The organism is Hongsoonwoonella zoysiae (assembly GCF_013266695.1).
Taxonomy (GTDB): domain Bacteria; phylum Pseudomonadota; class Alphaproteobacteria; order Rhizobiales; family Stappiaceae; genus Hongsoonwoonella; species Hongsoonwoonella zoysiae.
Genome location: NZ_JABRXF010000001.1, coordinates 2,392,299 through 2,412,641, shown reverse-complemented (window position 1 = coordinate 2,412,641; position 20,343 = coordinate 2,392,299). Strand labels below are relative to the sequence as shown.

Below are 20,343 nucleotides of genomic sequence, written 5' to 3'. Positions count from 1 at the left end.
TTATGGACATCCGCAAGATTGGGCCACCCGCGTTGCATCGCCGTTGCTACCGGCTCACGATGTGCCTGCGCTATCCCTTAGGGACCACCCCGTTCACAACAAGCTCCGGATCGAGGCGGCCCGCGAAAAAATCGATGACATTGCGGACTGAATGAACTGCCAGGCGTTCTCCGCCTTCGCGCGTCAATCCGCCGATGTGCGGCGACAGAACAACATTATCCATCTTCAGCAACGGGTTTTCAGGTGCTGGCGGTTCGTCCTCGAAAACATCGAGCCCGGCCGCCCGCAGCCTACCGTCCTGCAGCGCGGCAATCAGCGCGTCTTCCTCGACAATCCCTCCCCGCGCCGTGTTCACCAAAACGGCCCCCGGCTTTATGGCAGCCAGTTCCTTTTGCCCGATCAACGGGCGATCAGCTTTCGGTGCGTTAACCGAAACCACGTCCGCCCAGGCCAGTCCTTCTTCCAGCGTTTTTACGCAACTTACAGCCCCTTCAGGCCACCCTTTCGCGGCAAGGTAGGGATCATATGCGCGAACCCTCATTGCGAAAGCCGATGCCAATGCACCAACGCGCCGCCCAATGCGGCCATACCCCAAAACAAGCAGGTTCTTGGCCGCAAGTTCGCAGGCTTCGAGGTTGTTGCGCCAGGACCAATTATTATTGCGCACCGCTGCATCGGAGCGAATGGCAAGCTTCGTTGCCGCAAGCATCATCATCAGGGAATGCTCGGCCACCGATATCGAATTGACATCGCCCACCACGACCAGCGGGATGCCGCGCTGCGCCAGGGCCTCCCCGTCGACCGAGTCATATCCGACACCGTGACGCGCGACGACTTTCAGGCGTTCCGCCCTGGCGATGGTCGGCGCGGTCAGGGGCTGCGTGCGAATGATGAGGGCGTCGGCCTTGGGAAGGGGCGTCGCGTAGCTTTCTTCCGAAGTCCCATCGACAGTTTCGAAGGTGAAATCGGCCGCATCTTCCAGGATTTGGATGCCGGAGGCATGGATTTTCCCCACAACGAGAACATGCGGCATCAGTAGCTTCCCTTCTCGCGACTTTTCGCGGAAGTGCCTGTAAGCTCGCGAAACCTCGCCACGGAAACACTTGCAGCGGCCGCCAGAAGGCGCGCGTCGGCGGAAACCGTGGTCATGTTGTACCCCCAGCCGATTGCCTTTGCGGCATAGTCCGGCGTCCCGCAATGCAGTGCGGCATAGATGCCTTTGGCCTTGCAAACGTCCGCGATGCGCCGGATCGCGGCAACCATCTCCTCCTCCTCACGGTCGAAACCGGGTGCAAGCCGCCCCTCGGTTACGCCCAGGGCAAGGTCCGCCGGACCCACATAAATTCCGTCAAGGCCGGGTGTCGAGGCAATTTCCTCAAGGTTATTCATGCCCTGCGCGGTCTCGATCATGGCAAATGCCAGAACCGCCTCATTCACCTGAACGCCGTATCCTTTCATGGCGAAGTTCGCGCGCGTCGGGCCGAAACTTCGTTGGCCGTCAGGGGGATAGCGCATATAGCTGACGAATTCGGCCGCCTGCTCGGCGTTGTTTATCATCGGACAGATGATGCCCATGGCGCCGGCATCGAGCGCCTTCATGATTGCGGAAGGGTCAAGCCAGGGCACGCGCGCCATCAGCACTGCGCCGGATGCCCTCATCGCCTGAAGCATCGGCAGAGCCGCAGAGTAATCCAGCGCGCCATGCTGGATATCTATCGAAACCGAGTCATAGCCCTGTGCGGCCATGATTTCGGCGGTGAACGGGTTGCCGATGGAGCACCAGCCATTGATGGTCGGTTGCCCCTTTTCCCATTTTTGCTTTAGCGGGTTCGTGAGCATCACAGGCCTCAAAAAACGGTTTGAGAGAGTTTGACGTCGAGATAATCGCCAATACCTTCGGTGCCGCCTTCCCGGCCCATGCCTGAGAGCCTGGTTCCGCCGAAGGGCGCTTCGGCCGCAGCAAGCGCGAAGCTGTTGATCCCCACCATGCCGGACTTGAGCTCTTCCACCGTGCGCCGCGCCCGTTTCGCGGATGCGGTAAAGGCATAAGCCGCGAGCCCCATGTCGGTTGCATTCGCGCGTCCCAAAACTTCGTCATCCGAGGAGAACAGAGCGATTGCGGCTATCGGCCCGAAGTTTTCTTCCGCCATAACCTTCATGTCATCGGTCACATCGGTGAGCACGGTCGGTTCGAAGAAGTGCCCGGAGTTGAACTCGGCAGGTCGTTTGCCGCCGGCCGCGATTTTTGCGCCAGCACTCACCGCGCTTTCGACAACCGCCTCGATTTCCTCAACGCGCCTGCCATTTATAAGCGGTCCCATGCCGAACGTTTCATCCAGCCCGTCACCGAGCTTTATTTTTTCCGCCCTCTTCACAAAGCCTTCGATAAAGGCGTCATGCCGGCTTTCGTGGACATAGAAGCGATCCGGCGTGACGCAAACCTGGCCGCAATTGGCGAATTTGGTCGGAACGCAGACATCGAGCGCGGCTTCAAGATCCGCATCGTCGTAGATGATGCAAGGGGCGTTGCCACCAAGCTCCATCGATACCTTCTTCATGGTGTCTGCGGCATCGCGGATCATCTGCTGGCCCACACGCGTCGAACCGGTGAGCGAAACCTTGCGTACCGCCTTTGAAGCCATGATCGGCGCGTAGGTATTGTCCGTGGAACCGACGACGAGGTTGACAGTGCCGTCAGGCAGCTCGCCTGCACGCATGCAGTCGACCATCACCATCGCCGTGCCGGGGGTCTGCCTCGAAGGGCGAATGATAACCGCGCAACCCGCCGCAAGCGCCGGTGCGACCTTGCGTGCGATAAGGGCGGCGGGAAAATTCCATGCCGTGAAGGCCGCCACGATGCCGACCGGTTCGCGGTGGACCTCAAAACGCCCTCCAGGCACGCGGCTTTCGACGATGCGACCGTATATGCGGCGCGCCTCTTCGGCGTACCAGCGGAACTGGTCGACCGACAGACCCCATTCTCTCCCGGCCTGCACCAGAGGCTTGCCGGTCTCCGAAGAGATCACCCGCGCTGCCTCGTCGGCTCGGGCGATCATTTCATCGGCGATCCGGTGAAGGGCATCAGCCCGCGAAAATGCCGGCATCGCTCGCCATGTCGCAAAACCCTTTTCCGCCGCCGCGAGTGCGGCTTCGGTATCTTCCCTTGCCGCTTGCGGGGCGGCACCAAGAGGCTGTTCCGTCACCGGGCTGATCACGTTGGCGCACGCCCCACCCACGGCCTCGCGCCACTCTCCGTCGATGAAAAGTCCGAAATTTCGATACATGACACACCCGGCCGTTCCGCACCGAAAGGGCATGGGCCCCTTGGCGGGCTGCGTTTCATTTCCACCTTCGCTGCGTTAGATCGGCAATCAATATCGCCTGCCTGCAATTGACAATTTTCGTTGCTAACAATGCTGATTGTCAATAATCATTTCATGCGGTAAATATTTCATATTTACGCAGGGAGGAGCTTCATGCCGCAGGCGACCATCCGTCTGACCATGGCCCAGGCTTTGGTCAAATACCTGTGCAACCAGTTCACCGAGATCGATGGCGAACGCGTGCCGCTTTTTGCCGGCGTCTTCGGCATCTTCGGGCATGGTAACGTCACTTGCCTGTCCGAAGCCCTCGAAGCCGTGCAGGACCGCCTGCCCACATGGCGCGGCCAGAACGAACAATCCATGGCGCTGGCCGCGATCGGCTTCGCCAAGGCAAAGCGCCGCCGCCAGATTATGGTGGCCACCTCCTCCATCGGCCCCGGCGCGCTGAACATGGTGACCGCCGCCGGCACGGCCCATGCCAACCGGCTACCTGTTCTGATCCTGGCCGGAGATACTTTCGCCAACCGCGTTCCCGACCCGGTGCTGCAGCAAGTCGAACATTTCGGCAATCCGACCACGACGGTAAACGACGCTTTCAAGGCGGTGTCGCGCTATTGGGACAGGATCACCCTGCCGGAACAGATCATTTCTTCCTTACCGCAAGCCATTGCCACGATGCTCGATCCGGCCGACTGCGGCCCTGCCTTCATCGGCCTTTGCCAGGACACCCAGGAAGTGGCCTTCGATTATCCGGAAGTTTTCTTCGAACCGAAAGTCTGGACCATTCCGCGCCCGCGCCCCGACCGGCAGCGCGTGGCGCAAGCGGTTGAATTGTTGAAGAACGCAAGGAAGCCGCTGATCATCTCAGGCGGCGGTGTGCGTTACTCAGGCGCCGAGGAAACGCTTGCGAAATTCGCCGTCGAGCGGGGAATTCCCATTGTCGAAACGATCGCCGGCAAGGGAACGCTGACACATTATCATCCGGCTCACGCCGGGCCCATCGGCATCATCGGCTCGACCTCGGCGAACGCGCTAGCCGGCGATGCGGATGTCATCCTTGCCGTCGGCACGCGCTTGCAGGATTTCACGACAGGCTCTTGGACGGCCTTTGCCCCGAATGCGCGTTTCATCTCGATCAACGCGGCGCGCTTCGATGCCACCAAACATCGGGCGCTTTCGGTCGTGGGCGATGCGCTGGAGGCTGTCGTCGAAATCGAGGACGCGCTTGGTAACTGGAAATCCCCACCTGCCCGAATGGAACAGGCAAAGGCGCTCTTCAAGGAATGGGATCAACTGCTCGACCGGCACCAGGCGCCGACCAACGCTCCAGTTCCGACCTACGCGCAAGTGGTAGCAACCGTGAACAAGGCGGCGGGCGAGAATGACAACCTCATAGCCGCTGCCGGCGGCATTCCGGGCGAGGTCGCGAAGGGGTGGCGGGTCAAGAACCCGAACACCTTCGATCTGGAGTTCGGATTTTCCTGCATGGGCTACGAGATTTCAGCCGGCTGGGGAAATGCCATGGCGAACGAGGGCAAGGGCACGCCGATCGTCATGCTGGGCGACGGCACCTACATGATGATGAATTCCGATATTTATTCTTCTGTCCTCACGGGCAAGAAGATGATCGTTGTCGTCTGCGACAACGGTGGTTTTGCGGTCATCAACCGCTTGCAGGAGTTCAAGGGCACGCCCGGTTTCAACAACCTGCTCAAGGATTGCCGCATCGGGAACCCTGAAAATCCGTTGCACGTGGATTTCGCCAAACACGCCGAGGCGATGGGCGCTTATGGCCGCCACTGTGAAAGCCTCGGAGATCTGGAAGCCGCGCTTGAGTGGGCGAAAGGCAACGACCGGACCACCGTCCTGTCCATCGCGACGGATGCTTTCGCCTGGGTGCCTGGCGATGCGGACTGGGATGTAGGCGTGCCTGAAGTCTCCGAACGCGAAACCGTCATGGCCGCGCGGGCGCATCAGCAGGAAATCCGAAGCAGGCAACGCGTTGGAGTTTGACGATCATGCTCAAGGCAAGGCTGGGTATCGCACCCATCGCATGGTGGAACGACGATCTTGAGGAACTTTCAGACGACGTGAGCCTTGAGGAATGTCTGCGCCAGGCATCCGAAGCGGGATTTACCGGCATGGAAACCGGGCGCCGCTTCCCGATGAACATGTCGGAACTCGGGCCTATCCTGAAGAAATACGGGATGTCGGTATGCGGAGGCTGGTTCTCGGGCCTGCTTCTTGATGGAGATATCGAGGAAGAGAAGGATCGCATTCGCGAGCAGATGGACTTCTTCATCGCGGCGAATGCGCCCTGCATCGTCTACGGCGAGACGGCATGCTCAATCCAGGGCGATCGGACAAAGCCGCTTGCGGCGAAACCGAAGCTCTCTCAAGAGGAAATGAAAGCCTATGGCCGAAAGATGACCGCCTTCGCCGAGTGGTGCGCCGATGAAGGCATGCCGCTCGCCTATCATCACCATATGGCAGCAGCGATCGAGACCGAGCCGGAACTTGACTTGTTTCTGTCCCGGACCGGTGAAGCGGTCAAACTGCTTTACGATGCCGGGCATATGGCCATGGCCGGCGGCGATGTCATTCGCGTCATCAACCATCACCACCGGCGGATCAGCCACGTTCATACGAAGGATGTTCGGATGAGCGTGGTGAACGGGCTCGACCGTTCAAAGGACAGTTTTCTCGATGCCGTGGTCAAAGGTGTCTTTACGGTACCAGGCGATGGCGATCTCGATTTTGGGCGGATCGTCCATCGGCTGGCGTCTTTCGGCTATCAGGGCTGGTTTGTCGTAGAGGCCGAGCAGGACCCGAAAATCAGCCCGCCTTTTCAGATGGCTCAAATTGGTTACAAGGAACTGCTTCGCGTTGTAGACGCTGCGGAATACACGGTGATTTCCGGTTGAATACTGGCGGTTCCCGGCGCAAACCCTATATCGCTCAAGCGGTTTCCCGGTCCCCGGCAGCTTGCGCATGGCGCGAAATTCGGCGCATTATGCAATAAAAATTGCAAGGCAGAGATCTATGGAAACCGCCACCCCGCCGAAGGACTACGAAGAGCTTATCCGCATCATCCATGAGCGATACGACGGGATGAGCAAATCCTATCAGCGGATTGCCGAATACCTGACGCAAAACCCCAATGACGTCGCGGTCATGTCGGTAAATGCGATTGCGGACCTGCGCGGCATTCACGCGTCAAGCTTCGTTCGCTTCGCCCAGTCGCTCGGCTACAAGGGTTTCAAGGAGCTTCAAGGCGTGTTTCAGCGCCGCCTGTCCACTGCCGCACCGGGTTTCGAGGCGCGGATCAAGGCGCTTGAAACGGACCTTGTCAGGTCGGACCAGGCAGGCGCGGGCAGTTTCCTGAAGGATCTCGTCGTGCGCGATATCGCCTCTCTTCAGGACCTTCTCAGCAACGTCAGCGGAGAGGAAATCCAACGCGCGGCCGCAATGATGGAAAAGGCGAACACCATCTATCTCATCGGTCAGTTACGCTCAGCGCCCATCGTGATGCTGTTGCAGTACGCCCTGACGATGTTAGGTAAACCAAATGTCCTTTTAAGTGAAGGCGGCGGCCTTGCGACCCACAGGGCCAAGCTGGCGACCAATAAGGATTTATTGATTGCGGTATCGTTCCGTTTCTACGCGAACGAAGTCGTCAACATCATGGATGATACTGCCAGACGGAGTGTGCCGATCCTGGCTATTTCCGATTCCACGCTGTCTCCACTTTCCAAAAACGCGGATCTTCTGTTTTCCGTGCCGGAGTACGAATACACATTTTCGCGCTCTCTCGCCGCGCCGATGTGCCTTGCGCAGGCGCTGGCAATCGCCCTTGCCTCGCGCCTCCAGAAGGGAAAAGAGCCGCGAATTCCGACGGTTACCCAGCCTTGAAAGCGCCCGCGCCGCCCTGCGAGGGGCCGAATAATGCGGCGTCGTGCTTAATTCCAGAATTGCCGGATTCATTTCCGCAAGCGCCGAAAAGGGCGCATGAGAATTCCGCCAGCGCTTTGCACGCCTGCGGGACATCCCATGTCTGCCCTGGTCAGGTTCCCGAGGAGCCGGAGAGATAGAGCGCGACCTTTTCGACCTCCCTTGAGGATCCGAAGACGAGCGGCGAGCGCTGGTGAAGGCCCTTCGGCGTGATATCCAGAACGCGGGACGTGCCGTCCGTCGCCTTGCCGCCCGCCTGCTCCACCAGCATGGCAATCGGGTTCGCTTCATAAACGAGGCGCAGGCGCCCTGCCGAGTAACCTTCGCGGCAGTCACCCGGATAAAGGAACACACCGCCGCGAATGAGAATGCGGTAAGTGTCGGCCACCATCGAGGCGATCCAGCGCATGTTGAATTCCTTCTCGCGCGGACCGTCGACGCCTTTCAGGCAATCGTTGACGTAATGGCGGACAGCCTCGTCCCAATGCCGGTAGTTGGACATATTGACTGCGAATTCCTGCGCGGTCTCCTGGATCGACATTTGCGGATAGGCTTCGACGAAGGCTTCAAGCCGCGCAGAATAGACAAAGACGCTGGTGCCGCGACCGAGCGTGAGGGCGAAGGCGAGTTGCGGGCCGTAAACGAAAAAGCCCGCCGCAAGCTGCGCGCTGCCCGGCTGGGAAAACGTTGCGGCCTCATCGCCCTTCGAGGGAAGGATCGAAAAGATCGTGCCGATCGAAACATTGGTGTCGATGTTGGAGGAACCGTCCAGCGGGTCGATGGCGATCGCGATTTCCGAAGACCGGTCGAGCGCAACCGGGTGCGCCAATTCCTCGGAGGCGTAAAAGGACACCCGCGCGCGGCGCGCGGCATCCAGGAACAGTTCGTCGGCGAAGACGTCTAGCTCCTTCTGCTCGTCGCCATGCGCGTGGGCCGCCTCGCGAACGGCGGAAAACGCATCGCCCAGCGCACCGTCGTTGATCGCCAAGCGCATGCGAACGGCGGCTTCCGCGAAAAGGCGGATCGTTTGCGCCACATTCGCGTCCACCGCGCCGCTGCTTTCGGTGAATTCGTGGAGATATGCCTCAAGCGTTCTCCCGCTCATCGTCTTTCCTCTCCTAATCCCGCCGAGACGGCGACGGGACATGATAAATCATTTCGCAAGTCCGGCCCTTTCAACCGGCCTGGGCCGACCGGGCCTGCTCAACCGCTCCGCCGGGGCGCGCCGAGGCTCGAATGGCGGGCGACAAGCTCCACCGGATAGCGATGGACCGCCGGAGGGTGCACACCATCCTCGATCCAGCGGAGCATGGTTTCCGCCGATTTTTCGCCGAAGCGGGTTGTATCGCAGCGTATGGAGCTGAGCTGCGGGAAGACGAGCGAGCATTCCTCGATGTCGTCGAAACCGACGACGCGGAAGTCCCTGCCAAGTTCGACACCGATTTCGGCGAAGCCGAAGAGCATTCCCATTGCCACGAGATCGCTGAAGCAAACGGCGGCTTCGATATCGCGGTGGTCGCGATTGAGAGTGCGGGCCGTCTCACGTCCGAAGGCGCGTGACGGCCTACCCGGAAAATACCGCGCCCGCAAGCCTTCGGCTTCCATCACGTTACGGTAACCCGCCATGCGCTCGAGCGTGATCGGGCGATCCTCCAGGCCGCCGACGAAGGCGATATTCCGGCATCCGAGTTCCACCAGATGCCGCGTGGCGAGCTTTCCCCCGGTTGCATAGTCGTGAGAGGCGAAGGGAAAGATATCCGTGCGCTCATCGACCATGCGAAGCACCTGCATGGTCGGAATGCCTGCGCGCTCGATACGGTCGAAGCTCGATGTCTCGCCTCCGTAAACGGGAGAAATGAGGAACGCGGAGACGCCATGCTCGATCATGGAATCGATGGTCTGCGCCTGGATGTCCGGGTCTTCGTTGGTGTTCGCAATCGCCGTGGCGAAGCCCCGGCGCGAAAAGGCCATCTGGGCGCTTGCGGCAAACTCGGTGAAAAACGGATTGCGAAGGTCGTTGATGACAAGGCCGACGAGGCCTGTGCCGACGCCGCGAAGATTTGCCGCCGAGCGGTTGTAGACATAATTGAGGGCGGCCATCGACGCTTCGACCTGCCGACGGGTTGCCTCCCTGACCAGCGGGCTGTTCTGAAGCACCAGCGAGACGGTGGACTTCGAGACGCCCGCGTGGCGGGCAACATCCATGATCGTGGGCCGCTTCTTCATGGGTACTTACTCAATCCCGTGGAGGCGAAGCAGCAGGCCCATCCGCTCTGCCGCAAGATCGGGATCCGACAGAAGGCGCGCCTTGTCGGCGAGACGGAACACTTCAGCGTAATGGGTGATCTCCCGCGACGACTGGAACCCGCCCGGCATGATGAAATGACTTTGCGCGCCGTTAAGCCAAGCCAGAAACGCAATCCCCGCCTTGTAGAACTGCGTGGGGGCCTTGAAGATTTCGCGCGAGAGCGGGACCGTGGGTTCAAGAAGGCTGCGGTAGGTCTCAAGATCACCCTTCGCAAGCGCCTCCAGCGCCTGACTCGCGGCGGGCGCTATCGCGGCGAATATACCTAGCAACGCGTGCGAATGCCGTTTGCCGTCGCCTTCGATCAGGGCAGCGTAGTTGAAGTCGTCACCGGTATAAAGGCGCACGCCTTCGGGAAGGCGGGAACGGAAGACTTCCTCATGCGCCTGGTCGAGAAGCGAGATCTTGATGCCGTCGACCTTGCCCGGATTGGCGGCAATGATCGAAAGAACCGCATCCGAGGCCGCCGCAACATCCGCCGATCCCCAATACCCCTTCAACGCCGGATCGAACATGTCCCCCAGCCAATGGAGGATGACGGGTTCGCGCGCCTGTTCGATCAGCCTGCCGTAAACCTCGGCGTAAGTCTCACGGCTGGCGCCGATTGCCGGAAACGCGCGCGAGGCCATGATGATCACCTGACCGCCGGCAGCCTCGATCGCCTCCATCTGTTCGCTATAGGCGGCCAGAATGGCATCCGCCGTTTTCAGCTCCGCTGGCGGCATCTGATCGGTGCCCGCGCCGCAGGCAACGCGCGGCTTCAGCGGATGGGCCTTCGCCTCCCTCATCGTCCGTTCGATCAGTTCCTTCGCCGTCAACCAATCGACGCCCATGCCGCGCTGCGCGGTGTCCATCGCCTCCGCAAGGCCAAGCCCCTGATCCCAGAGCCAGTGGCGGAAGCGCAGCGTGTTCTTCCAGTCGACTGCAGGCCGCCCGACCCAGGGATCGCGCTCGGCGAGCGGGTCGGACACGACGTGAGCCGCGGCGAAAGCCGTGCGGGTGAGCGGAACGGACGGGGCGCGGGGGATGAGCGGATCCCCGGTCGGCTCATAACGTTCCAGCATTCCGGCATAGGTTGGCAGGCGCATATCTGACCTCACAAAGCGCGATCTTCCTTGATCATGTCCGCGGCCTTTTCCGCGATCATGATGGTCGGCGCATTCGTGTTTGAAGAAACGACGGTTGGCATGATGGACGCATCGACGACGCGAAGACCCTCAATGCCGTTGAACCGCAGGCGCGTGTCGAGAACGGCCTGAGGCTCAGAGCCCATGCGGCAGGTGCCGGCGCAGTGGTGCGAGGTCTTGGAGTGCTCGCAAATGAAAGCGAAATAATCCTCATCGCTCTTCACGCCCGGGCCCGGCAGGCGCTCCGCCTTGATGAAGGGCTTCAGCGGGTCCTGCGCCAGGATCGCCTGCGCAAGCTTCAGTCCCTCGATGGAATTTCGCCGGTCATTGGCGTCTTCAAGGTAATTCGGGTCGATCAGCGGAGCGTCGGCCGGATCGGAGCTTGCGAGCCTGACAGAGCCGCGCGAGCGCGGCCTCAAGTAACAGGCGTTGAGCGTCACGCCGCCGTCCGGCATGGCGGCGACACCGGATTCGATCCCCGTCCCGAGGCCCAGGTGAAACTGCACGTCCGGCGAGCGGGCTTGTCGGTCGGCGTACCAGAAGCCGCCGGTTTCAAAGAGGCTGGAAGCGACCGGCCCGCTCTTCGTCAGAAGGTACTGAAGCCCCGCGACCGCGGACCAGTGAAGCTTCGCGTAACGGTCATAGGTGTGCGGGCCCGAAACTTCGCAAATCGCGTAGAGATCGAGATGGTCCTGCAGGTTCGAGCCGACCTCCGGCTGGTCGAGGACGACCGGAATGCCGAGTCCCTTCAGATGATCGGCGGGACCGATGCCTGAAAGCTGCAGGAGCCTTGGCGAGCCTATGGCACCGGAAGAGAGGATCACCTCCTCAGCCGCCGCGAGCCGGCGCCCGTCGACCAGTTCCACGCCCCGCGCGCGGCCAGCCTCGACGATGATGCGCCCGACCTGCACGCCGGTCAGGACGGTGAGGTTCGCCCTCATCCGGTTCGGCGCGAGATAGGCCATTGCCGCCGACGAGCGCCGGGCATTGCGCTGTGTGAGCTGGTAATAGCCGACGCCGTCCTGCTTCTCGCCCGTCATGTCGTGATTGCGGGGAATGCCGAGTTTCTCCGCCGCTTGAAAGTAAGCTTCGCAGATCGGCAGCGGCGCGCGAGGTTGCGACACCCCGAGCGGGCCGCCCCTGGCGTGATAGCGGTCCTCGAAAGTGTCGTTATCCTCGGCCTTTTTGAAGTAGGGCAGAACGTCGTCATAGCCCCACCCCTCGCAGCCGCGCTGGCGCCACTCGTCGTAATCAAGCGCATTGCCGCGCGTATAGATCTGCGCGTTGATCGCCGAACCGCCGCCGATGACCCTGGCCTGGGTGTAGCGGAAGACCCGGCCCTTCATGTGCCGCTGTGGGACCGTGTGCCAGCCCCAGCTTCCGATGCCCTTGGTCATCTTCGCGAAGCCTGCGGGCACATGATAGAACGGGTGCCGGTCGCTGCCGCCCGCCTCCAGCAGCAGAACCTGTGTTTCGGGATTTTCGGAAAGCCGCGCCGCCAGGACGCAGCCTGCCGAGCCGCCGCCGATTATGATGAAGTCGAAACCGTCGTTCATTGCCAAGCCTCACAGACGCGGGATCGACAGGCCACCGTCGACCGGGATTGCCGCACCGCTTGCAAATGCCATGCGCCCTTCCGCTATCGGCACGACGATGGAACCGATGTCCCGTGGCTCGCCCCAGCGGCCCGCCGGCACGAGGCCAGCCTCTATCCGCGCGGTATATTTGTCCTTCACGCCCGCCGTCATGTCCGTCCCGATGATGCCGGGACGAAGCTCGAACACGCCGATACCGTGCGGGGCGAGGCGGGCAGCGAAAAGCTGCGCCATCATCGAGCTTGCAGCCTTCGACAGGCAGTATTCCGCCCGCTCGACCGAAACCATGCGAGCACTGACGGAGGTGATGAAGACCAGCGAGCGGTAGTGAGAACTGGAACGTTCCAACATACGCTTCGCGACGTTTTGCGCCAGAAAGAACGCCCCTTTCAGGTTGATATCCATCACGAAATCGAAGCTGTCGGCCTCAAGCTCCAGCATGTCGCCGCGCTGTTTCGCCGAGACGCCTGCGTTGGAAACGAGCGTGGTGACAGGCCCGAGGTCGGCCTCGATCCGGTCGAGCAATGCGGGGACACCTGAAATCTGCCGCAGGTCGTGACGATAGTAGCGGGCGGATGACCCCAGGCTTTTCAGGGCATCGGCAACGCTTGCGTCTTGCGGATCGACCTCGGAAGCGAGCGCGAGCGAAAACCCCGCTTCGGCGAGCGAGCGGGCAACGCCAAGGCCGATGCCGCGCTGTCCGCCCGTGATCAGCGCCACGCGATTCATGCCGCAAGCTCCTTCTTGACCGTTTCAGCGGCACGCAACGCGAGTGCTGCGACAGTCAACGCCGGGTTGACCGCCGCAGACGTTGGCAGCGCGCTCGCGTCTGTCACGAAAAGGTTCGGATGGTCCCAGGACCGGCAATCAGGATCGAGCACCGAGGCGGAAGGATCGCCGCCGATGCGCAAGGTGCCGCACTGGTGCGAAGGCACCCGCCCGTCGAAGAGCCTGGACAGGACGACGGGAAATCCGGCCGCCTTCAGCGTCGCTTTCGTCTTCTCCAACAGACGGCGGTGCGCCGTCATGTTCGACCTTCGCCAGATGAGCTGGATGTCGTTACCGTTCAGGACGACACGGCTTTCCGGATCGGGAAGATCTTCGGATATCAGGTAAAGGTCTATCGCGTGGCCGGAGATCCAGCGCGCGAGCGGACGCGGCAGGCTCGGCACCTGTATTTTCAGGATATCCGGGACGACACGCCCGAGAAGCTGAACGTTGCCAAGCGGCGGCCCGCCATTGCCATCCGACAGATACCAGTCGTTGAGGCCGAACGTCTTCTGATAGACCGCGTCATTGCGAAAGCGCGGATCGATGGCGATGACCGCGCTGGCATTATGGTTCATGAAGCAGCGCCCGACCTGATCCGAGCCGTTCGCAAGGCCCGAGCGGAGCAGAAGCGCCGCCGACTGCACCGCACCCGCGCAAAGCGCCACGACGCGCGGGCAAAGCCGCTCTTCCACGCCGTCCTTGCGATAAACGACCTCGGCGATGCGCTTGCCATCAGGACCGGCCTTCAGGCCGGTGACATGAGCCCCGGTCACAAGGTCCACATTCGGATGTTCAAGGGCGGGCGCAAGGCCGCAGGTTTCGGCATCCATCTTGCCGCAGCGCGTGTCGGGATATCCGTCCCAACCCGTGTTGCCGGCGGCAAGCCAGCGGTCGATATCGACACCGAGCGGCAGCGTGAAGGGATGCGCGCCGGCCTTTTCAAGCCGGGCGCGAACGGATGCGACCGCAGGCTCGTCCGGCACGGGGGGAAAGGGATAGTCCTTCCCGTGGGGTGGTTCCGTCTCGTCGGAGGCGGCATCGCCACGCACCTGATAAAGCTCTTCCGCCTTGTCGTACCAGGGCGCAAGCTCCTCGTAACCGAAAGGCCATGCGGGCGAGACGCCGTCGAAATGGCGCATCTCCTGGAAGTCCTCGGCACGGTAGCGGATCAGCACCGCGCCGTAGAGCTTGGAATTGCCGCCGACATTGTAATAATTCCCCGGCTCGAAAGGGCGGCCATTCTCGTCAAGCCAGGTTTCCCTGTCGCGGAAGGCGCTGTTCTTGTAAATGCGGTTCGGATCGCGGGCCGGGGCATCGTCGGGGATCTGGTGCCCGCGCTCGAGAATAACGATGCGCGCGCCCGTTGGCGCCAGGCTTGCGGCGAGCGTCGCCCCGCCCATGCCGGAGCCGATGATGACGATATCCGGCGTGCCGCTCATCCCGAAATCCGCATTTCCGTTTCAGGATCGAAGGCGACCGCCTTTTCCATGTTGACCGCGAAGGGGAAGCTGTCGCCGGGCCTGACTTCCACATCCGCGCGGAAGCGGGCCGTCACCTCCTTGCCGCCAAGCTGCGTGACGACGAAAGTGTCCGAACCCGCCGGCTCGGTAACTTCCACCACCGATTCCAGCTTGTGGATGGCCTGGCTGTTGCGGTCCGCGCCGTCTTCGTCCGTTATCGCTTCCGGGCGAATGCCGAGGATGATCTTCCGCCCCTCTTGCGAGGCCATGGCGTTTCCGGGCGCGAACGGCAGTATCGCGGATTTGCCGTCGACAAGCGAGATCCGCGCCGCCGCCTGCCCGTTCTCCAACTCGACCTTGGCCGGGAAAAGGTTCATCGACGGAGAGCCCATGAAGCCGGCGACGAACATGTTCGCCGGGTTGTCGTAAATCTCCTTCGGCGTGCCGAGCTGCTGGACGTAGCCGCCATACATGACGGCGATGCGCGTCGAAAGGGTGAGCGCCTCGATCTGGTCATGCGTGACGTAGACGATGGTGGTCTTGAGCTTTTGATGGAGCTTCTTGATTTCCGTGCGCATGTCGACGCGCAGCTTGGCGTCGAGATTGGACAAGGGTTCGTCGAACAGGAAGACATCCGGCTGGCGCACCAGCGCGCGGCCCATGGCGACACGCTGGCGCTGGCCGCCCGAAAGCTGGCCGGGCTTGCGGTTGAGCAACGGCGTGATCTGAAGCAACTCCGCGACGTCCTTGACCGCCTTGTCGCGCTCGGCCTTCGGCACGCCGTGCATTTCCAGCCCGAAAGCCATGTTCTGCGCGACGTTCATGTTCGGATAAAGCGCGTAGGACTGGAACACCATGGCGATGTTCCTGTCCGCCGGGCGCACCTCATTCATGCGCCGCCCCCGGATCGCGATTTCGCCGGACGTCACATCCTCAAGCCCGGCGATCATGTTGAGCAGCGTGGACTTTCCGCAGCCCGACGGGCCGACCAGGACCAGAAACTCGCCCTCCTCCACCGAGATATCGGTTTCATGCAGGACCCGGACCGGCCCGTAGGACTTGGTCGCGTTCTTGATGTCGAGAAATCCCATCGGTTCAACCCTTTACGCTGCCGGCCATCAGACCGCGCACGAAGAAGCGGCCGGCGACGATGTAAACGAAGAGCGTCGGCAAGGCCGCCATGATCGCGCCCGCGAAATGGACATTGTATTCCTTCACGCCCGTGGAGGACTGGACGAGGTTGTTGAGCGCAACCGTCATCGGCTGGCTGTCGAAATCCGAAAAGCTCGCCCCGAAGAGGAAGTCGTTCCAGATGTTCGTGAACTGCCAGATGATGCAGACCACCGCTATCGGCCCGGACGACGGCAGCATGATGCGGCGGAAGATCGTGAAGAAGCCCGCCCCGTCGATCATCGCCGCGCGCACGAGTTCCGTCGGGAACTGCTGGTAGTAGTTGCGGAAATAAAGCGTCGAGAAGCCGATGCCGTAGACAAGATGCACGAAGACCAGCCCCGGCACGGTGCCCGCGATCCCCATCAGCCCCAGCATGCGCGCCATCGGGATCAGCACCATCTGGAACGGAATGAAGCAACCGAAGAGGAGCAACCCGAAGACGATCGTATCTCCGCGAAACCGCCATTTGGTGAGCACATAGCCGTTCAGCGCGCCGAGGACCGTCGATATCGCCACCGCCGGCACGACCATCAGGATCGAATTGAGGAAATAGGGCCTCAGGCCCGTCGCCTCGACACCCACTTGCGCGGACGACCAGGCGCTGGCCCAGGGCGCGAAAGTCAGGGCATCAGGCAGCGCCATCATGCCGCCGGCCTGAATTTCACTCAAGGGCTTGAGCGAGTTCACGACCATCACGTAAAGCGGCAGCAGATAATAAAGGCAGAACAGGATCAGCAGCGTGTAGATCACGTAGCGGCTGCCCGCTCCGGTGCGGATCACCTGGGCCGAGCCGGCGCCGGCATTCGTTGTCGCGGCCGCGGTCGCCATCACTTCTTCTCCCTGAGTTCGGACCAGAGGTAGGGAACCATGATCGCGGCAATCGCCATCAGCATGATCGTGGCCGATGCGGCACCGATGCCCATCTGGTTGCGGGTGAAGGTGTAGGAATACATAAAGGTGGCGGGAAGTTCGGTCGCCGTACCGGGCCCGCCGCCCGTCAGCGCGATGATGAGATCATAGGACTTGATCGCCATATGGGCGAGCACGACGAAGGCCGACATGAAGGCAGGCCGAAGCTGGGGAATAACGATCCGCCGGTAAAGCGCCCAATTCGACGCCCCGTCGATCTGGGCGGCCTTCATCACCTCGTTGTCGATGCCGCGAAGGCCAGCCAGGAACATCGCCATCACAAAGCCGCTCGTTTGCCAGACGGCGGCAATGACGATCGTATAGATCGCCATGTCGCTGCTCTTGATCCAGTCGAACTCGAAACTGGTCCACCCCCAGGAACGCACGACCGCCTCAAGCCCGATACCGGGATCGAGAAACCATTTCCACGCCGTACCCGTGACGATGAAACTGAGCGCCATGGGATAGAGATAGATCGTGCGGATGAAGCCTTCGGCGCGGATCTTCTGGTCGAGCAGGATAGCAAGCGCCAGACCCAGCACACAGCAGATGAGGATGTAGAGCGAACCGAAGATCAGGACGTTCTTGACCGCGATATCCCACGCGCGAAGCGAGAAGAGGCGCGTGTAATTCTGCCAGCCGACGAGCCCGAAACTCGGCAGGATCCGGCTGTCGGTGAACGACAGGTAGAAGGTGAAGACGATGAAGCCGTAAACGAAGATCAAGACGAGCGCGAAGCTCGGGCTGAGCACCAGTTTCGGCAAAGCGTCCCGCAGCCAGTCGGCTCGACCGGCGCGACCGGAGGTCTCTGATACGGACATGAACCTAGCCCCGTCAGGGTGGCGGGAAGTCGGAAGAACCGGCTTCCCGCAGTTTTCCCTGTCTCTTACTGCGCGATCTCGACGGCGGTGACGAGTTCGGAGACGGCCGTCTCGCTGTCGTATTCACCGTTGAAGTGCGCGGTCACGACGTCGTATATGGCGTTCTTGACGGCGGCCGGGTTCGCATGGCCGTGGGCCATCGAGCCGATCAGGTTGCCGGATGCGTTCGCAGCCGCAAGATCGGCCATGCCCTTCTTGCCGCAGGCATCGAACTCCGCGTCGGAGACGTCGGTACGCGCCGGCACCGACCCCTTGACCGTGTTGAACGCGATCTGGAAGGACGGCGACATGATCGCCTTGGCGAGCGCCGCCTGATCTTCCGAGACCGTGTCGCCCTGCTTGAACATGGCGAACTGGTCGGAGTTGAAGGTCACCTGATCCTGGGTTCCGGGGAAGCGGAAGCACAGGAAATCCTCACCCGGCGTTTTGCCAGCATTCAGGAATTCGCCCTTCGCCCAGTCGCCCATGAACTGGAAGGCGGCCTCGCCGTTGATGACCATGGCGGTTGCAAGATTCCAGTCGCGGCCGGAGAAATTGTCGTCCACATAACCGCGAAGCACCGACATGCGGTCGAAGGCTTCCTTCATGGTGTCGGAGCCAAGCGCTTCCGGATCGAGATCGACAAAGGCCTTCCTGAAGAAATCCGGACCGCCGGTGGACATAACCACCGCGTCGAAGATCGTCGTGTCCTGCCAGGCCTGACCGCCATGGGCAAGCGCGACCTTGCCGGCAGCCTTCACCTTTTCCATCGCGGCGATCAGCTCGTCCCAGGTCGTGGGCTGCGCGATACCAAGTTCGTCGAGAAGGGGTTTGTTCGCCCACACCCAGTTGGTCGAGTGAACGTTCACGGGTGCTGCGACCCATTTGCCGTCGTATTTGGAGAACTTCTGCAGTGCTTTCGGGACGACCTCGTCCCAATTCTCTTCCGCTGCGATATCGTTGAGGTTTGCGAGCGCGCCTTCCTTCGCCCAGTCGGTAATATCGAAGCCCAGAAACTGCACCGCCGTCGGCGCATTGCCGGCGGTAACGCGCGCACGCAGCACCGTCATCGCCTGCGTGCCGCCGCCGCCCGCGACCGGCATGTCCTGCCAGCTCACACCCTGGCTTTCGAGATCCTCCTTAAGCACGTTGAGCGCCGCGGCTTCGCCGCCGGACGTCCACCAGTGCAGGACTTCCACCTCGCCCGCCTCGGCAACAGCCGCCGACGTCATCAGTGCGGCGAGCGCCGTCATCGTTATTCCGAATTTCCCACGCATAACTTTTTCCTCCCTTGTATGCGTTCTCAAAAGGTTCGAACCTTTTTACAAGTCAGCGCGAATTCAACCAGAGTTCACGCGATTGTCCTAGCCGCATCTGGAGCGTTTTCACTTCCAGAAACTCCTCCAGCCCGTATCGGCCAAGTTCCCGGCCCTGGCCGCTTTCCCTGAAGCCTCCGAAGGGAAGTTCGGCAAAGCCGTCCATCCAGGTATTGGTCCAGACGGTTCCCGCCTTCACCTTTCTCGCGAATTCAAGACAGGTGTGAACGTTCTCGCTCCACACGCCCGCCGACAAGCCGTAGGACGACGCGTTGGCAAGGCCAAGCGCTTCATCCGGCGTATCGAACGTCAGCACCGAAAGCACGGGGCCGAACACTTCCTCGCGCGCTATCGCCATATCGCCGGTAACATCCGAAACGACCGTGGGTTGATAGAACTGGCCAGACAAGCCCGGAACGGCAAGCTCTCCACCGCCAAGATGGATCGCCGCCCCACCGGACGCCGCCGATTTCACGTATCCATCGATCTTGCGACAATGTTCCGGAGAGATGATCGCCCCGACCCTGGTCTCGGGGTGGAGCGGATCGCCAAACGGCACTTTCTTCGAAAGCGCGACGACCCGCTCGACAACCTCCTGCGCGATATCCTTGTGGACGATGATACGCGAGCCGGAGTTGCAGCATTCACCGGCATTGAAATAGACGCCGAAGACGATGGCATCGATCGCGCTGTCGAGATCGGCGTCCGGGAAGACAACCTGCGGGTTCTTGCCGCCAAGTTCCAATGACACCTTTTTCAAGGTCGCGGCCGCCGAGGCGGCGATCGACTTTCCGACACCCGTCGATCCGGTGAAGGACACCATGTCGACATCCGCATGCGTCGTGAGCCCCGCGCCAACCGGCTCGCCGTAACCCAGGACGATGTTCACAACACCGTCGGGAAGGCCCGCCTCGAGAAGAAGCTCGCCCAAAATGACGGTCGTCGAGGGCGTAAGTTCGGACGGCTTGATGACGGCGGTGCAGCCTGCGGCAAGCGCGAAGGGCAGCTTCTGGGAAACGATCAGGAACGGAAAATTCCAAGGCGTTATGATCGACACCACGCCGACAGGCTCTTTCAGAACAAAGCCGAGAATATCCTGCCCGAGACTGTTGTGACTGTCGCCGTGAACGGTGCGGGCAAGGGCGGCGGCATAGCGCCAGAGATCGGCGGCCCCCTCGATTTCGGCACGCGCCTGGGAAATCGGCTTGCCGCTTTCAAGCGTCTCGACCAAGGCGATCCGCTCGCGCTCGCGGTCGATCAGATCGGCGACCCGGGTGAGGAGGCTCGCGCGTTTCTTGCCGGAGGAAAAAGGCCAGCGCCCATCGTCGAAGCGGCGGCGGGCAGCCGCAACCGCCGCTTCCACATCTTCCGATCCACCCTTGGCGCTGACGGAGACCAGCGTTCCATGGGCCGGAGAGCGGCGGACAAAGGTTGCCCCGTCAAGGCTATCGCGCCACTGACCGTCGATCAGATGACGGCCGGTGAAGGGCTTCTTCGGAAGAGCCGAACCGTCAACGGCGGAAATCACGGTAAGGTCATGGATCGTCATATCG

Annotated in this window: 17 protein-coding genes; 3 read left to right on the top strand and 14 right to left on the bottom strand. The window is 61.5% G+C overall.

The features are described from left to right. Nucleotides 1-70: 70 nt before the first annotated feature. Genes HPQ64_RS11165 through HPQ64_RS11155 form a run of 3 tightly spaced genes read right to left on the bottom strand, consistent with a single transcriptional unit; the run spans nt 71 to nt 3,284 of the window. On the bottom strand, nt 71-1,033 hold the full coding sequence (locus HPQ64_RS11165) for a hydroxyacid dehydrogenase (RefSeq protein ID WP_172888408.1): 963 nt from the start codon (nt 1,031-1,033) through the stop codon (nt 71-73). Then, on the bottom strand, nt 1,033-1,839 hold the full coding sequence (locus tag HPQ64_RS11160; RefSeq protein WP_172888407.1) for an HpcH/HpaI aldolase family protein: 807 nt from the start codon (nt 1,837-1,839) through the stop codon (nt 1,033-1,035). Before HPQ64_RS11160 ends, HPQ64_RS11165 begins: the two co-directional genes overlap by 1 nt. Before the next feature lie 8 nt (nt 1,840-1,847). Next, on the bottom strand, nt 1,848-3,284 hold the full coding sequence (locus tag HPQ64_RS11155) for an NAD-dependent succinate-semialdehyde dehydrogenase (protein ID WP_172888406.1): 1,437 nt from the start codon (nt 3,282-3,284) through the stop codon (nt 1,848-1,850). Nucleotides 3,285-3,476: 192 nt separating this feature from the next. Here HPQ64_RS11155 and iolD point away from each other — a divergent pair, with 192 nt between their 5' ends. The 3 genes from iolD to HPQ64_RS11140 all read left to right on the top strand — a co-directional run bounded on the left by iolD (nt 3,477) and on the right by HPQ64_RS11140 (nt 7,235). Beyond that, on the top strand, nt 3,477-5,336 hold the full coding sequence (gene iolD / locus HPQ64_RS11150) for a 3D-(3,5/4)-trihydroxycyclohexane-1,2-dione acylhydrolase (decyclizing) (RefSeq protein ID WP_172888405.1): 1,860 nt from the start codon (nt 3,477-3,479) through the stop codon (nt 5,334-5,336). Nucleotides 5,337-5,341: 5 nt separating this feature from the next. Then, entirely contained in the window at nt 5,342-6,247 is a 906-nt protein-coding gene (gene iolE, locus HPQ64_RS11145) for a myo-inosose-2 dehydratase (RefSeq protein WP_172888404.1), read from the top strand. A gap of 118 nt (nt 6,248-6,365) precedes the next feature. Continuing rightward, nucleotides 6,366-7,235, top strand: coding sequence for a MurR/RpiR family transcriptional regulator (locus tag HPQ64_RS11140; protein WP_172888403.1), 870 nt, complete (start codon nt 6,366-6,368; stop codon nt 7,233-7,235). Nucleotides 7,236-7,386: 151 nt separating this feature from the next. Here the strand turns inward: HPQ64_RS11140 and HPQ64_RS11135 are convergent, their stop codons facing one another. From HPQ64_RS11135 to HPQ64_RS11085, 11 genes are all read right to left on the bottom strand, one after another. Continuing rightward, nucleotides 7,387-8,379: a class 1 fructose-bisphosphatase gene (locus HPQ64_RS11135; RefSeq protein ID WP_172888402.1), complete on the bottom strand. Its 993-nt coding sequence runs from the start codon at nt 8,377-8,379 to the stop codon at nt 7,387-7,389. 98 nt (nt 8,380-8,477) lie between these two features. Continuing rightward, nucleotides 8,478-9,500 carry a LacI family DNA-binding transcriptional regulator gene (locus HPQ64_RS11130; RefSeq protein ID WP_172888401.1) on the bottom strand — a complete coding sequence of 341 codons (1,023 nt, stop codon included), beginning with the start codon at nt 9,498-9,500 and terminating at the stop codon, nt 8,478-8,480. Between the two features lie 6 nt (nt 9,501-9,506). Continuing rightward, nucleotides 9,507-10,667, bottom strand: coding sequence for a dihydrodipicolinate synthase family protein (locus HPQ64_RS11125; RefSeq protein ID WP_172888400.1), 1,161 nt, complete (start codon nt 10,665-10,667; stop codon nt 9,507-9,509). Between the two features lie 8 nt (nt 10,668-10,675). Then, entirely contained in the window at nt 10,676-12,262 is a 1,587-nt protein-coding gene (locus HPQ64_RS11120; RefSeq protein WP_172888399.1) for a GMC family oxidoreductase, read from the bottom strand. Between the two features lie 9 nt (nt 12,263-12,271). Then, nucleotides 12,272-13,030 (bottom strand): 3-ketoacyl-ACP reductase, encoded by a 759-nt coding sequence (locus HPQ64_RS11115; protein WP_172888398.1) that lies wholly within the window; start codon nt 13,028-13,030, stop codon nt 12,272-12,274. Next, nucleotides 13,027-14,511 (bottom strand): GMC oxidoreductase, encoded by a 1,485-nt coding sequence (locus tag HPQ64_RS11110; protein WP_172888397.1) that lies wholly within the window; start codon nt 14,509-14,511, stop codon nt 13,027-13,029. Before HPQ64_RS11110 ends, HPQ64_RS11115 begins: the two co-directional genes overlap by 4 nt. Then, complete coding sequence (locus HPQ64_RS11105) at nt 14,508-15,623, bottom strand: ABC transporter ATP-binding protein (RefSeq protein WP_172888396.1); 1,116 nt, start codon at nt 15,621-15,623, stop codon at nt 14,508-14,510. Before HPQ64_RS11105 ends, HPQ64_RS11110 begins: the two co-directional genes overlap by 4 nt. Nucleotides 15,624-15,627: 4 nt before the next feature. After that, nucleotides 15,628-16,533 carry a carbohydrate ABC transporter permease gene (locus HPQ64_RS11100; RefSeq protein ID WP_172888395.1) on the bottom strand — a complete coding sequence of 302 codons (906 nt, stop codon included), beginning with the start codon at nt 16,531-16,533 and terminating at the stop codon, nt 15,628-15,630. Continuing rightward, nucleotides 16,533-17,435: a carbohydrate ABC transporter permease gene (locus tag HPQ64_RS11095; RefSeq protein WP_172888394.1), complete on the bottom strand. Its 903-nt coding sequence runs from the start codon at nt 17,433-17,435 to the stop codon at nt 16,533-16,535. The genes HPQ64_RS11100 and HPQ64_RS11095 overlap by 1 nt, the downstream gene beginning before the upstream one ends. A gap of 65 nt (nt 17,436-17,500) precedes the next feature. Continuing rightward, the gene (locus HPQ64_RS11090; protein ID WP_172888393.1) at nt 17,501-18,751 is read right to left on the bottom strand and encodes an ABC transporter substrate-binding protein; all 1,251 of its coding nucleotides are present in this window, start codon (nt 18,749-18,751) and stop codon (nt 17,501-17,503) included. 52 nt (nt 18,752-18,803) lie between these two features. Then, nucleotides 18,804-20,339, bottom strand: a complete 1,536-nt coding sequence (locus tag HPQ64_RS11085; RefSeq protein WP_172888392.1) for an aldehyde dehydrogenase family protein — start codon at nt 20,337-20,339, stop codon at nt 18,804-18,806. Nucleotides 20,340-20,343: the final 4 nt, after the last annotated feature.

Bases quoted from the DNA above. Each gene is read 5' to 3' on its own strand.
- HPQ64_RS11165 (WP_172888408.1), bottom strand. From the start codon at position 1,033: ATGCCGCATGTTCTCGTTGTGGGGAAAATCCATGCCTCCGGCATCCAA.
- HPQ64_RS11160 (WP_172888407.1), bottom strand. From the start codon at position 1,839: ATGCTCACGAACCCGCTAAAGCAAAAATGGGAAAAGGGGCAACCGACC.
- HPQ64_RS11155 (WP_172888406.1), bottom strand. From the start codon at position 3,284: ATGTATCGAAATTTCGGACTTTTCATCGACGGAGAGTGGCGCGAGGCC.
- iolD (WP_172888405.1), top strand. From the start codon at position 3,477: ATGCCGCAGGCGACCATCCGTCTGACCATGGCCCAGGCTTTGGTCAAA.
- iolE (WP_172888404.1), top strand. From the start codon at position 5,342: ATGCTCAAGGCAAGGCTGGGTATCGCACCCATCGCATGGTGGAACGAC.
- HPQ64_RS11140 (WP_172888403.1), top strand. From the start codon at position 6,366: ATGGAAACCGCCACCCCGCCGAAGGACTACGAAGAGCTTATCCGCATC.
- HPQ64_RS11135 (WP_172888402.1), bottom strand. From the start codon at position 8,379: ATGAGCGGGAGAACGCTTGAGGCATATCTCCACGAATTCACCGAAAGC.
- HPQ64_RS11130 (WP_172888401.1), bottom strand. From the start codon at position 9,500: ATGAAGAAGCGGCCCACGATCATGGATGTTGCCCGCCACGCGGGCGTC.
- HPQ64_RS11125 (WP_172888400.1), bottom strand. From the start codon at position 10,667: ATGCGCCTGCCAACCTATGCCGGAATGCTGGAACGTTATGAGCCGACC.
- HPQ64_RS11120 (WP_172888399.1), bottom strand. From the start codon at position 12,262: ATGAACGACGGTTTCGACTTCATCATAATCGGCGGCGGCTCGGCAGGC.
- HPQ64_RS11115 (WP_172888398.1), bottom strand. From the start codon at position 13,030: ATGAATCGCGTGGCGCTGATCACGGGCGGACAGCGCGGCATCGGCCTT.
- HPQ64_RS11110 (WP_172888397.1), bottom strand. From the start codon at position 14,511: ATGAGCGGCACGCCGGATATCGTCATCATCGGCTCCGGCATGGGCGGG.
- HPQ64_RS11105 (WP_172888396.1), bottom strand. From the start codon at position 15,623: ATGGGATTTCTCGACATCAAGAACGCGACCAAGTCCTACGGGCCGGTC.
- HPQ64_RS11100 (WP_172888395.1), bottom strand. From the start codon at position 16,533: ATGGCGACCGCGGCCGCGACAACGAATGCCGGCGCCGGCTCGGCCCAG.
- HPQ64_RS11095 (WP_172888394.1), bottom strand. From the start codon at position 17,435: ATGTCCGTATCAGAGACCTCCGGTCGCGCCGGTCGAGCCGACTGGCTG.
- HPQ64_RS11090 (WP_172888393.1), bottom strand. From the start codon at position 18,751: ATGCGTGGGAAATTCGGAATAACGATGACGGCGCTCGCCGCACTGATG.
- HPQ64_RS11085 (WP_172888392.1), bottom strand. From the start codon at position 20,339: ATGACGATCCATGACCTTACCGTGATTTCCGCCGTTGACGGTTCGGCT.